Origin of the sequence: Streptomyces sp. NPDC020489 (assembly GCF_044386545.1) — a bacterium.
Lineage (GTDB): Bacteria > Actinomycetota > Actinomycetes > Streptomycetales > Streptomycetaceae > Streptomyces.
In genome coordinates this window covers 114,251-127,380 of sequence record NZ_JBIRUZ010000020.1, presented here as the reverse complement: position 1 = coordinate 127,380, position 13,130 = coordinate 114,251, and the positions used below count along the sequence as shown (strand labels likewise).

Annotated in this window: 8 protein-coding genes; all 8 read left to right on the top strand. The window is 71.6% G+C overall.

The features are described 5' to 3' along the window. Positions 1 to 29 precede the first annotated feature (29 nt). The 8 genes from bldG (at position 30) to tmk (ending at position 12,939) form a co-directional block, all read left to right on the top strand. Positions 30 to 371, top strand: a complete 342-nt coding sequence (gene bldG, locus ACH41F_RS38080; RefSeq protein ID WP_005475923.1) for an anti-sigma factor antagonist BldG — start codon at positions 30 to 32, stop codon at positions 369 to 371. A gap of 118 nt (positions 372 to 489) precedes the next feature. Next, on the top strand, positions 490 to 927 hold the full coding sequence (locus ACH41F_RS38075; RefSeq protein WP_391241766.1) for an ATP-binding protein: 438 nt from the start codon (positions 490 to 492) through the stop codon (positions 925 to 927). Positions 928 to 1,236: 309 nt separating this feature from the next. Next, a complete protein-coding gene (locus ACH41F_RS38070) occupies positions 1,237 to 3,645 on the top strand; it encodes a sodium-translocating pyrophosphatase (protein WP_398839581.1) in 2,409 nt (802 codons plus the stop codon). Positions 3,646 to 3,837: 192 nt separating this feature from the next. Continuing rightward, positions 3,838 to 4,440: a small secreted protein gene (locus ACH41F_RS38065; RefSeq protein ID WP_391241760.1), complete on the top strand. Its 603-nt coding sequence runs from the start codon at positions 3,838 to 3,840 to the stop codon at positions 4,438 to 4,440. 61 nt (positions 4,441 to 4,501) lie between these two features. Beyond that, a complete protein-coding gene (locus ACH41F_RS38060; RefSeq protein ID WP_398839580.1) occupies positions 4,502 to 6,028 on the top strand; it encodes a methyltransferase in 1,527 nt (508 codons plus the stop codon). 236 nt (positions 6,029 to 6,264) lie between these two features. Next, the gene (locus ACH41F_RS38055) at positions 6,265 to 6,462 is read left to right on the top strand and encodes a hypothetical protein (protein ID WP_391241756.1); all 198 of its coding nucleotides are present in this window, start codon (positions 6,265 to 6,267) and stop codon (positions 6,460 to 6,462) included. A gap of 248 nt (positions 6,463 to 6,710) precedes the next feature. Next, complete coding sequence (gene topA / locus ACH41F_RS38050) at positions 6,711 to 9,539, top strand: type I DNA topoisomerase (RefSeq protein WP_398839579.1); 2,829 nt, start codon at positions 6,711 to 6,713, stop codon at positions 9,537 to 9,539. Between the two features lie 166 nt (positions 9,540 to 9,705). After that, a complete protein-coding gene (tmk, locus tag ACH41F_RS38045; RefSeq protein WP_398839578.1) occupies positions 9,706 to 12,939 on the top strand; it encodes a dTMP kinase in 3,234 nt (1,077 codons plus the stop codon). Positions 12,940 to 13,130 lie beyond the last annotated feature (191 nt).

Below are 13,130 nucleotides of genomic sequence, written 5' to 3'. Positions count from 1 at the left end.
CCGCTCGATAGCAAGGTGCTGGAGGATCCGTGGACCTGTCCCTGTCGACCCGTACCGTCGGCGATCGTACGGTCGTCGAGGTCGGTGGCGAAATCGACGTATATACCGCGCCCAAGCTGCGCGAGCAGCTGGTCGAGCTGGTCAACGACGGGAGTTTCCACCTCGTCGTCGACATGGAGGGTGTCGACTTCCTCGACTCCACCGGGCTCGGCGTGCTGGTCGGCGGCCTGAAGCGCGTGCGTGCCCATGAGGGCTCGCTGCGCCTGGTCTGCAACCAGGAGCGCATTCTGAAGATCTTCCGCATCACCGGTCTGACCAAGGTGTTCCCGATCCACACCTCGGTCGACGAAGCGGTGGCGGCCACCGACTGACCGATCCGCCCCGGGCGCGGAACAAAGGCCGAACCCGGGGCGGCCGTTGTACCAGGGGGGTCCGGGCTTTCGGCAGCCCGGTCCCCCGACAGCACGCCCGTAGTTCCGAGGGGGATGCATGGCCACCGTTGACCTCCGCTTCAGCGCGCTGCCCGAGCACGTCCGGACCGCCCGTTTGGTGGCGGCAGCGGTGGCGCGCAGGGCCGGAGTGGACGAGGCCGTTCTCGACGAGGTCAGGCTCGCTGTCGGCGAGGCCTGCTCCCGTGCCGTCGGACTGCACCAGAACAGTGGCATCACCGCACCCGTGAAGGTGCTGCTGATCGAGGAGGAGAAGCAGTTCTCCATCGAGGTCGGCGACGAGGCGCCGCGCTCGGCCCCGGGTGACCGGGCGCCCGGCGGGGCCGCCGAGAACCAGGACGCGGAGACCGACGAGGACGAGATGGGCCTCGCGGTCATCAGCGGCCTGGTCGACGACGTGGAGGTCACCGCAGGGGAGCAGGGCGGGTCGATCCGTATGACCTGGCCGACCACTCCGCCGGCCGCGGCGCTGCCCTGACCGACACCCCGTTCTGCCCCGAAGGGCCCTACCGAGTAGGGCCCTTCGGCATGTCCGGGGCCATCCGCGCGCCCGGGGAATGATCGCGCCCGGGAATTCGTGAAGGAATTCACGATCAATGAGGCGATAATTCGATCAAGCGTCAATGCTTTTGAGGCGTTACCTCTTTCGGGTCTCATGGCGTGACCTCGATCTTTTGCCGCAGAGCAGGTGGCGGCTAATTCCGTTTACCGCGCACTGTTTTGATCAGGTTCCGCTACCTACAATCCGTCCACATCTTGAGCTCAGCCCAAGCGTCAAGGAGGACGAATGGCGGGGCTTTCTACCCCTCATCAGTTGGACCATCCCACTTCCCTCGCGGCCGCGGTCCTGACCGACGACAACCGGATCATCATCTGGGTGATCGCCGCTGTCGCCCTGGCCGCGCTCGTGGTCGCGGGCATCCTGGTGCGCCAGGTGCTCGCGACCGGCGAGGGAACCGACAGCATGAAGGAGATCGCGGCGGCGGTGCAGGAAGGCGCGAACGCCTATCTGGCCCGGCAGCTGCGCACGCTCGGCGTATTCGCCGTGGTCGTGTTCTTCCTGCTCATGCTGCTGCCCGCGGACGACTGGAATCAGCGCGCCGGTCGATCCGTCTTCTTCTTGATCGGCGCGGCGTTCTCGGCGGCCACCGGATATATCGGCATGTGGCTCGCCGTGCGCAGCAATGTGCGCGTTGCCGCGGCGGCACGGGAAGCGACACCTGCGGAAGGTGAGCCGGAAAAGGATCTCACCGCCGTCTCGCACAAAGCAATGAAGATCGCTTTCCGCACGGGCGGCGTCGTCGGCATGTTCACGGTGGGGCTCGGTCTGCTGGGCGCCTCCTGCGTGGTGCTGGTGTACGCGGCCGACGCGCCGAAGGTGCTCGAGGGTTTCGGCCTCGGGGCCGCCCTGATCGCCATGTTCATGCGTGTCGGCGGCGGCATCTTCACCAAGGCCGCCGACGTCGGCGCCGACCTGGTCGGCAAGGTCGAGCAGGGCATCCCGGAGGACGACCCGCGCAATGCCGCGACCATCGCCGACAACGTGGGCGACAACGTCGGTGACTGCGCGGGCATGGCGGCCGACCTTTTCGAGTCGTACGCCGTGACGCTGGTCGCCGCGCTGATCCTCGGCATGGCCGCCTTCGGTGACGCCGGACTCGCCTTCCCGCTGCTCGTCCCGGCGATCGGTGTGCTCACGGCCATGATCGGCATCTTCGCGGTGGCACCGCGCCGGTCCGACCGCAGCGGCATGACGGCGATCAACCGCGGGTTCTTCATCTCCGCGGTGATCTCGCTCGTGCTGGTCGCGATCGCCGTGTTCGTGTACCTGCCCTCGTCGTACGCCGACCTCGACGGCGTCACCGACTCGGCGATCGCGGCCAAGAACGGCGATCCGCGGATCCTCGCGCTCGTCGCGGTGGGCATCGGCATCCTGCTGGCCGCCGTCATCCAGCAGCTGACCGGCTACTTCACCGAGACCAACCGCCGCCCCGTCCGGGACATCGGGAAGTCCTCGCTCACCGGTCCGGCCACCGTCGTCCTCGCCGGCATCTCCGTCGGTCTGGAGTCGGCCGTCTACACCGCGCTGCTGATCGGCCTCGGCGTCTACGGGGCGTTCCTGCTCGGCGGTACGTCGATCATGCTCGCGCTGTTCGCGGTGGCGCTGGCCGGTACCGGTCTGCTCACCACGGTCGGTGTGATCGTCGCGATGGACACCTTCGGGCCCGTCTCCGACAACGCGCAGGGCATCGCCGAGATGTCCGGCGACGTCGAGGGCGCGGGCGCGCAGGTGCTCACCAACCTGGACGCGGTCGGCAACACCACCAAGGCCATCACCAAGGGCATCGCCATCGCCACCGCCGTCCTGGCGGCGTCGGCGCTCTTCGGGTCGTACCGCGACGCCATCTTCACGGGCGCGCGGGACGTCGGCGAGAAGCTGTCCGGCGAGGGTGCGCCGATGAGCCTGATGATGGACATCTCGCAGCCCAACAACCTCGTCGGTCTCATCGCGGGCGCGGCGGTCGTCTTCCTGTTCTCCGGACTCGCCATCAACGCCGTGTCCCGGTCGGCGGGTTCCGTGGTCTACGAGGTGCGGCGGCAGTTCCGCGAGCACCCCGGGATCATGGACTACACGGAGAAGCCGGAGTACGGCAAGGTCGTGGACATCTGCACCCGGGACGCCCTGCGCGAGCTGGCCACACCGGGTCTGCTGGCGGTCATGGCGCCCATCTTCATCGGGTTCACGCTCGGCGTCGGGGCGCTCGGCTCGTTCCTCGCGGGCGCGATCGGCGCGGGCACGCTCATGGCGGTGTTCCTCGCCAACTCCGGCGGCGCCTGGGACAACGCCAAGAAGCTCGTCGAGGACGGCCATCACGGCGGCAAGGGCAGCGAGGCCCACGCCGCGACCGTGATCGGCGACACGGTCGGCGACCCCTTCAAGGACACCGCCGGACCCGCGATCAACCCGCTGCTGAAGGTGATGAACCTCGTCGCGCTGCTCATCGCGCCCGCGGTCATCAAGTTCAGCTACGGCGACGACAAGAGCATCGGCGTACGGATCACCATCTCCGTGCTGTCGCTCCTCGTGATCGTCGGCGCGGTCTACATCTCCAAGCGGCGCGGGATCGCGATGGGGGACGAGGACGGGGCCGAGAAGAGGGTGGCCAACTCGGCCGACGCCGCGGTGGTCTCGTAGGCGGTCCTGGCGGCAGCCTGCTCACGGGGCGGGCGGGGGCGCGTTTCGACGCGGCTCCGCCCGCCCTTTGTGTGCGCGCCCTCTTCGTGAGCCTTCTCTCACTTGGTGCAAATGGCCCCAATAGGTGACGTAATGGACGTCCGATCTGTGGATCTCCTCCATCTGCCGTGTATGTTCCGGGGCCGAGGAGCCATGGAAGGGACCAATCCGGTGAACAAGAAGCTCGCGGCCGCGCTGTCCGGCGGTGCGGTACTGGCGATGGCACTGTCGGCATGCAGCAGCGGCGACGACAACAGCGAGAAGCTGGACGCGTGGGCCAAGCAGGTCTGCACCGCCGTGCAGCCGCAGGCCAAGAAGATCGAGGCCGCCAACACGGCGATCCAGAAGGAGACCTCGGACAACAGCACGCCCAAGGACGTCCAGAAGACGGACTCCCAGGCCTTCCAGGACATGGCCGAGGCCTACAAGGCGATCGGGGCCGCCGTCCAGAAGGCGGGCGCGCCGGAGACCGGTGACGCCAAGAACGCCGAGAAGAAGCAGCAGGACGCCGTCAAGGAACTCAACACCCTGGCCTCGTCCTACGCCTCCCTGCAGAAGCAGGTCGACGAACTCGACACCAAGGACCAGGCGAAGTTCGCCGACGGCCTCAAGGACATCGCGACCGAGCTCGACAAGCTGAGCACCAGCGGCAGCGACGCCCTGAAGACCCTCGAGGAGGGTGAGGTCGGCCAGGCGATGGCGCAGCAGGAGAGCTGCAAGAGCGCCTCCGCCGCGCCGTCGGCCACCACCGGCTGACCACCCTCGCAGGGTCCCGGCGCCGTAGGCATCGCCCGCGGCGCCGGTTCACAATGGGGGCGTGAGTAACGCCGGCCTTGCCCCCTTGCCCTCCGCCGACCGCCCCGACGTCGCCGCGCGCCTGCGGGACGCCCTGCTGGGCGCCTCCTTCACCGCCGACGGGCTGCTCGAACTGCTCGGCGCGCCCGCGTACGCGGCGCTCGCCCGCAGCGAGACCGTGCCCGCGCTGCGCGCGACCCGCGGGGACACCCCGCTGGAGGTGCTCGTACGCCTCTTCCTGCTCCAGCAGTACGTCCGCCACGCGCGCGTGGCGGACGTACTGCCCGTGGACGCCTGTCTGGAGAGCGGGTGGCTCACGCGGGTAGGCGGGCCGTCCGGTGACGAGGTCGCCGCGACCGTCGACGTACGCCCGTACGGCGGGCCCGGCGGCGAGGACTGGTTCATCGTGTCCGACCTCGGGTGCGCGGTCGGCGGCGCCGGCGGCATCGGCAGCCGCGACGAGGGCGTCGTCCTCGGTGTCGGCGGCGCCTCCACGACCCTCGCCGGCATCACCGTCCGTACGCCCGTCGCCTCCGCCCTCGACCTCGGGGCCGGCTCCGGCATCCAGGCGCTGCACGCCGCGCAGCACGCCACGCGCGTGACGGCGACCGACCTCAACCCGCGCGCGCTGCACATCACCGGCCTCACCCTGGCGCTGTCCGGCGCCCCGGCCGCGGACCTGCGCGAGGGCTCGCTGTTCGAGCCGGTCAGGGACGAGGAGACGTACGACCTGATCGTCTCCAACCCGCCGTTCGTGATCTCGCCGGGCGCCCGGCTGACCTACCGGGACGGCGGGATGGGCGGGGACGATCTGTGCCGGTCGCTCGTTCAGCAGGCGGGGGAGCGGCTGAACGAGGGCGGGTTCGCGCAGTTCCTCGCCAACTGGCAGCACGTGGAGGGGGAGGACTGGCAGGACCGGCTGCGGTCCTGGGTGCCGCGCGGCTGCGACGCCTGGATCGTGCAGCGCGAGGTCCAGGACATCACGCAGTACGCCGAGCTGTGGCTGAGGGACGCCGGGGACCACCGCGGGGACCCGGCCGAGTACCAGGCGCTGTACGACGCCTGGCTGGACGAGTTCGAGGCGCGCAAGGTCAGGGGTGTCGGCTTCGGCTGGATCACCCTGCGCAAGACTCAGGCCGCCGAGCCGTCGGTGGTCGCCGAGGAGTGGCCGTACCCCGTCGAGCAGCCGCTCGGGGACACGGTCCGGGCGTACTTCCGGCGCCTGGACTACCTGCGCGAGCACGACGACGCGGCGCTGCTCGCGGGCCACTTCAAGCTGGCTCCCGAGATCGTCCAGGAGCAGGTCGGGCTGCCCGGCGCCGAGGACCCCGAGCATGTCGTGCTGCGGCAGAACCGCGGGATGCGCCGGGCCACCAAGGTCGACACGGTCGGCGCGGGCTTCGCCGGGGTGTGCGACGGCTCGCTGAGCGCGGGGCGGATCCTGGACGCGATCGCGCAACTGGTCGGCGAGGACCCGGTGGCGCTGCGGGACCGGACGCCCGCGCAGATCCGGCTGCTGGTGGAGCAGGGATTCCTCGATCCCGCGTGACCGGTGAGGTGAACGCGGGTCGTCCGCACGGTCGGGCGGGCCGACAACGGCAGGACGACCGGAAAGATGTCCGCGCCCGGATCCTCTGAGCCCGGCCCCCGCGAGAGCCGCGCCGGCACTGTCCGCAGCGGTGTCGTTCCGGCGTTCACCTCGGGTTCGCCCGGCCGACGTCCGCGCGTGTCAACCTCCCCGGGCTGGACACGCGCGGACGGTGCACAAGGGGGGCAGAGGGCGTCATGGAGAGGGGACCGGCGATCTTCGCGGGGGTGGTGTTCGCCCTGTTCGGAGGCGGACTGCTGACGTGGACGGCGACCCGGGTGCGACAGCGCGAGCCCGTCGCGCACGGTGTGAGCCCGGTCGCATCGGCGACCCTCGCGGGCCTCGCCGCGGTGGGGGCGCTGATTCTCGGCGCGTGGTGCCTGACCCGCGTCTGAGGACCGGGGAAAGGCCGAGGTCCCGGTAACCGGGACGCGCCCCTCCGGTAGAGCTCGAAAAGGCCGGTGGGTACTCCGGGCGGCAGGAATGGCGGTAGTCGGGTTACCGTTCGAGTGGCCGTTGCGGGCTTTTCCCGTTTGACACGGGGGCGGGATGTACCGTCACACTCCGCAGCGTCACCATGACCCGACCCCGGGGTGAAGGCGCCTGGGGAGGCCCCAGCGTCGATCCGGAGAGAAGAGCGAAGTTGTCCCCGACCAGCGAGACCGCAAAGGGCGGCCGCCGACTCGTCATCGTCGAGTCGCCTGCCAAGGCGAAGACGATCAAGGGCTATCTCGGCCCTGGTTACGTCGTCGAGGCGAGCGTCGGGCACATCCGCGACCTCCCCAACGGCGCCGCCGAGGTGCCGGAGAAGTACACCGGCGAGGTGCGCCGGCTCGGCGTGGACGTCGAGCACGACTTCGCGCCGATCTATGTCGTCAACGCCGACAAGCGGGCCCAGGTCAAGAAGCTCAAGGACCTGCTGAAGGACTCCGACGAACTCTTCCTCGCCACCGATGAGGACCGCGAGGGCGAGGCCATCGCGTGGCACCTCCAGGAAGTGCTCAAGCCCAAGGTCCCGGTCAAGCGGATGGTCTTCCACGAGATCACCAAGGCCGCGATCCAGGCCGCCGTCGCCAACCCGCGCGAGCTGAACCAGAAGCTGGTCGACGCCCAGGAGACCCGCCGCATCCTCGACCGCCTCTACGGCTACGAGGTCTCGCCGGTCCTGTGGAAGAAGGTCATGCCGCGCCTGTCGGCGGGCCGCGTCCAGTCCGTCGCCACCCGCCTCGTCGTCGAGCGGGAACGCGAGCGCATCGCGTTCCGCTCCGCCGAGTACTGGGACCTGACCGGCACCTTCGGGACCGGCCGCACGGGCGACGCCAGCGACCCGTCGACCCTGGTCGCCCGCCTCCAGAGCGTCGACGGCAAGCGGGTCGCGCAGGGCCGTGACTTCGACTCCCTGGGGCAGATCAAGGGCGCCAACACCCTCCACCTCGACGAGGCCAACGCCCGCGCGCTGGCCGCCGCGCTGGAGCAGACGCAGTTCGCCGTCCGGTCCGTCGAGTCCAAGCCCTACCGCCGCTCGCCGTACGCCCCGTTCCGTACGACGACGCTCCAGCAGGAGGCGTCGCGCAAGCTCGGCTTCGGCGCGAAGGCGACCATGCAGGTCGCCCAGAAGCTGTACGAGAACGGCTTCATCACCTATATGCGTACCGACTCCACGACGCTCAGCGACACCGCAGTCGCCGCGGCCCGCGCCCAGGTCACGCAGCTGTACGGCGCCGACTACCTGCCGTCGGCCCCGCGCACGTACGCCGGGAAGGTCAAGAACGCGCAGGAGGCGCACGAGGCGATCCGTCCCTCGGGTGATCGTTTCCGCACGCCCGCCGAGACCGGGCTGACCGGTGACCAGTTCAAGCTGTACGAGCTGATCTGGAAGCGGACCGTCGCCTCCCAGATGAAGGACGCGACCGGCAACTCCGTCACGGTCAAGATCGGTGGCACCGCCGCCGACGGCCGGGACGTCGAATTCAGCGCCTCCGGCAAGACGATCACCTTCCACGGCTTCCTCAAGGCCTACGTCGAGGGCGCCGACGACCCGAACGCCGAGCTGGACGACCGCGAGCGACGGCTGCCCCAGGTCAGCGAGGGCGACCGGCTCACCGCCGAGGAGATCACGGTCGACGGGCACGCCACCAAGCCCCCGGCCCGCTACACCGAGGCGTCCCTGGTCAAGGAGCTCGAAGAGCGCGAGATCGGCCGCCCGTCGACGTACGCGTCGATCATCGGCACCATCCTCGACCGCGGCTACGTCTTCAAGAAGGGCACGGCCCTCGTGCCGTCCTTCCTGTCCTTCGCCGTGGTCAACCTCCTGGAGAAGCACTTCGGGCGGCTCGTCGACTACGACTTCACCGCCAGGATGGAGGACGACCTCGACCGCATCGCGCGCGGTGAGGCGCAGTCCGTGCCGTGGCTGAAGCGGTTCTACTTCGGCGAGGGCACCGCGGTCGCGGGCGCCGCCGCCGAGGCGGGCAACGGCGACGGGGACCACCTGGGCGGCCTCAAGGAGCTGGTGACCGACCTGGGCGCGATCGACGCGCGCGAGGTGTCGTCGTTCCCGGTCGGCAACGGCATCGTGCTGCGGGTGGGCCGCTACGGCCCGTACATCGAGCGCGGGGAGAAGGACGCCGAGGGCCACCAGCGCGCCGACGTCCCCGAGGACCTCGCCCCCGACGAGCTCTCCGTCGAGCTCGCCGAGGAGCTGCTCGCCAAGCCCAGCGGCGACTTCGAGCTCGGCGCCGACCCGGCGACGGGCCACCAGATCATCGCCCGGGACGGCCGCTACGGCCCGTACGTCACCGAGGTGCTCCCCGAGGGCACCCCGAAGACCGGCAAGAACGCCGTGAAGCCGCGGACGGCCTCGCTGTTCAAGTCGATGTCCCTGGACACGGTGACGCTCGCGGACGCCCTCAAGCTGATGTCGCTGCCGCGTGTGGTGGGCAAGGACGCCGAAGGTGTGGAGATCACCGCGCAGAACGGCCGCTACGGCCCGTATCTGAAGAAGGGCACGGACTCGCGCTCGCTGCAGACCGAGGACCAGCTCTTCACGATCACGCTCGAAGAGGCGCTGGAGATCTACTCCCAGCCCAAGCAGCGCGGCCGGGCCGCCGCCAAGCCGCCGCTGAAGGAGCTGGGCACCGACCCGGTCAGCGAGAAGCCGGTCGTGGTCAAGGACGGTCGCTTCGGGCCGTACGTGACCGACGGGGAGACCAACGCGACCCTGCGCTCCGGCGACAGCGTCGAGACCATCACCCCCGAGCGCGGCTACGAACTCCTCGCCGAGAAGCGGGCCAAGGCACCCGTGAAGAAGACGGCGAAGAAGGCGCCCGCCAAGAAGGCCGCCGCGAAGAAGGCCCCGGCCAAGAAGACGGCCGCCAAGAAGACCGCGGCGAAGAAGACGACGACGGCCGCGAAGAAGACGACCACCACCGCGAAGAAGACGGCGGCCTCCAAGGCGGCGTCGGAGGACTGACGGCGCTCCCGAGGCGGTGAGCGAAGGGGCGGCATGACGCGCGTCGTGCCGCTGACCTTCACCAGCGGTTCGCAAAACGAACGCCCCGGCATCGGTTTGGTGTCGGGGCGTGCGCACGTTCGGACGGGCGCGGCCGGGTGTCGGTGCCGCCCGATAGGCTGAAAGCATGACGCGAGCCGAGCAGCCAACGGCCCACCACCCGGCCCCAGACGACGCCCTTGCCGCGGACTCCCGTGAGCGCGCCGTGCGCGCCCTGCTGCGGCGACCGCAGCTCAGGAGGCTGTGGAGCGCGCAGCTCGTGGGGAGTGTCGGCGACGTCCTCGCCCTGCTGGTGCTGGTCCTCCTGGCCCTCCAGGCGGCGATCGCCGAGGGCTCCTTCGGCGGCGGCTACCGGGGCGTGGCGTTCGCAGTGGCGACCGTCTTCGGGGTGCGCGTGCTGGCCACGCTGCTCTTCGGGGCGGTCCTCCTCGGCCCGCTGACCTCGCTCACCTCCCAGGAGGGCCCGCTCGACCGCCGCTGGACCATGGTCGGCGCGGACGCCGTGCGGGCGCTCGCGCTGATCGTCGCCCCCCTGTGGATCGACTGGACGCCGGACAACGCCCTGGCCGTCCTGCTGGTGACCGCCTTCGTGACCGGCGTCGCCGAGCGCTTCTGGACGGTGTGCCGGGAGAGCGCGGCGCCCGCCCTGCTGCCGGCCCCGCCGCCGGAGGGCGCGACCGTACGGCCGCTGCCGGACCACATGGACGCGCTGCGCCGCCTGTCGCTGCGCACGGGCTTCGTGGCGATCCCGCTGGCCGCCGCCGCGCTCGTCACCGCCGCCCTGCTCAACAACCTGCTGGGCACCGGCATCGACTGGTTCGACCAGCACCAGGCGGCCCTCGCCTCGTACGTCGCGGCCGGCCTGTTCGCCGCGTCCCTGTCGGTGCTGACCTTCCTGGAGCTGCCCGACACGCGGACGCCCCGCGCCCGTTCCCCGCTGGAGGGCATGCGCCGCCCCAAGACCGGCACCGGCGTCGACAAGGGCCGCACCGGCGCGCTCCCGCTGCTGGTGCTCGCCTCGGCCGCCGTCGCGGGCGCGATCTCCGCGTCCGTCGCCGTGACCGTGCTGCACGCCAAGGACCTGGGCGGCGGGCCGGTGACGTACGGCCTGCTGGTCCTGGCCCTGACCGGCGGGGTCGTCGTCGGCATCCGGACGGCGCCCAAGGTGCTCGTCTCGCTCTCGCGGCGCCGGCTGCTCGCGCTGGCGATCGCCTTCACCGGCGTCGCGCTGCTGGCCGCGGGTCTCGTCCCGGACGTGACGACGGTGCTGCTGATCGTCGCGCTCGCCGGCGTCGGCGCGGGCGTCGCCGCCAACACCGGGCACACCCTGCTCGACCAGGAGGCCGAGGACTACCGCCGCGGCCGCACGACCGAGCACCTGCACGCGGTCGTACGGGTCTTCGTGGCGCTCGGCGCGGTCGTCGCGCCGCTGGTGGCCGCGCTCATCGGGCCGCACCGGCTGGAGAACGGCAAGTTCGTGTTCGCGCACGGCGGTGCCGCGTTCACGCTGATGCTGGTCGGCGCGCTGCTGCTGCCGGTGGCCGCGCTGGTGCTGGCCAAGGTCGACGACCGCTCCGGGGTGCCGCTGCGGCACGACCTGCGGGACGCGCTGCTCGGCGGGGACGACCCGGTGACGTCGCCCGCGTCGAACGGTTTCTTCATCGCCCTGGAGGGCGGGGACGGCGCCGGGAAGTCCACCCAGGCCGAGGCGCTCGCCGAGTGGATAAGGGCCAAGGGCCACGAGGTCGTGGTGACGCGCGAGCCGGGGGCGACGCCCGTCGGCAAGCGGCTGCGCTCGATCCTGCTGGACGTCTCCAGCGCCGGGCTCTCGCACCGTGCGGAGGCGCTGCTGTACGCGGCGGACCGCGCGGAGCACGTGGACACCGTCGTGCGTCCGGCGCTGGAGCGGGGCGCGATCGTGATCTCCGACCGCTACATCGACTCCTCCGTGGCGTACCAGGGCGCGGGCCGTGACCTGTCCCCGACCGAGATCGCCCGCATCAACCGCTGGGCGACGAACGGCCTGGTGCCGCATCTGACGGTTCTGCTGGACGTCTCCCCGGAGATCGCCCGGGAGCGGTTCACCGAGGCGCCGGACCGGCTGGAGTCGGAGCCCGCGGAGTTCCACGCGCGCGTGCGCTCCGGGTTCCTCACCCTGGCCGCCGCCGACCCCGGGCGCTACCTGGTCGTGGACGCGGGCCAGGAGCCCGAGGCCGTCACCACCGTCGTACGCCACCGCCTCGACCAGCTGCTGCCGCTGTCCGAGCAGGAGATCCGGGAGCAGGAGGAGGCCCGCCGCAGGGCCGAGGAGGAAGCGCGCCGCAAGGCCGAGGAAGAGGCCGCGCGCAAGGCCGAGGAGGAGCGCCTGGAGCGTGAGCGCCAGGAGCAGCTGGCACGGCTGCGCGCCGAGGAGGAGGAGCGCAAGCGCCGCGAGCTGGAGGAGGCGCAGCGCCGCGAGGCCGAACGGCAGGCGGAGGAGGCCCGGCTGCGGGCCGAGGAAGCACGCAGGCGTGCCGAGGAGGAGCGGGCGCGGCTGCTCGCCGAGGAGAAGGCGCGGGCCGAGGAGGAAGCGCGCCGCAGGGCCGACGAGGAACGGCGCCGCCAGCAGGCCGAGGAGGAGGCCCGGCTGCACGCCGAGGCCGAGGCGCGGCGCCTGGAGAAGCAGCGCAAGGCCGAGGAGGCGCTGCGGCGGGCCGAGGAGGCACGCCGGCTCGCCGAGCAGGCCGCGGCGGCCGCGGCGGCGGGGCCGAAGAAGCCGGTACCGCCGACGGTCGTTCCTCCGGAGGCGCCGACCAGGCCCACACCGGTGGTGACGCCGACGAACGCGTCGGGTGGCCCGGCCGAGGAGACGGCCGTGCTGCGACCGGTGCGGGACGCCGACGCGCCCCCCGCCAAGGCCGCCTCCGACAGCGAGGTGACCGCGGAGCTGCCGATGCCGCCCGTGGGTGCGGCGGACGAGACGGCGGTGCTGCCGCCGGTGGGGGCCGCCGACGAGACGGCTGTGCTGCCGCCGGTGGTGCCGGGTGCGGCGGACGAGACGGCGGTGCTGCCGCCGGTGGTGCCGGGTGCGGCCGACGAGACCGCGGTGCTGCCCCCGGTACCGGGAGAGACCGCCACGGACCGGGTGCCGCCGGGGTTCTTCCGGGAAGAGCAGGCGGGCCCGGACGGGACCGAGGGCCGCACGCGGGAGATGCCCCAGGTCGACGAGTCGGGGAAGCCGCGCAAGCGGGCCCGGTCGGACTGGGCCGAGGAGACTCCGCTGGACGACCTGCCGTCCCTGGCGGACGAGCTGCTCGGACCGCGTGACGGTGAGGAGTTCGGCGGCGAGCGGGGGCGTGGCGGGCGGGGGCGCCGGGGGTGATGCCGGGTGCGGCGGGGTGGCGGGTCCGCGGGTCCGCTGGTCCGAGGGTGCGGCTCAGCGTGGTGGCGGGCGGTGCGCCTGACCGGGGCCAGGGCCGGGGCCGGGCGGTCGGTGGGGCCGTTGTCAGTGCCGACCCGCACAATGGACCCCGCACCCCCACCCGGGGCCCGCACGCCAACCGGGCTCCGTAG

Coding starts and splice junctions, on each gene's coding strand:
- ACH41F_RS38075 (WP_391241766.1), top strand. CDS start 490: ATGGCCACCGTTGACCTCCGCTTCAGCGCGCTGCCCGAGCACGTCCGG.
- ACH41F_RS38070 (WP_398839581.1), top strand. CDS start 1,237: ATGGCGGGGCTTTCTACCCCTCATCAGTTGGACCATCCCACTTCCCTC.
- ACH41F_RS38065 (WP_391241760.1), top strand. CDS start 3,838: ATGGAAGGGACCAATCCGGTGAACAAGAAGCTCGCGGCCGCGCTGTCC.
- ACH41F_RS38055 (WP_391241756.1), top strand. CDS start 6,265: ATGGAGAGGGGACCGGCGATCTTCGCGGGGGTGGTGTTCGCCCTGTTC.
- tmk (WP_398839578.1), top strand. CDS start 9,706: ATGACGCGAGCCGAGCAGCCAACGGCCCACCACCCGGCCCCAGACGAC.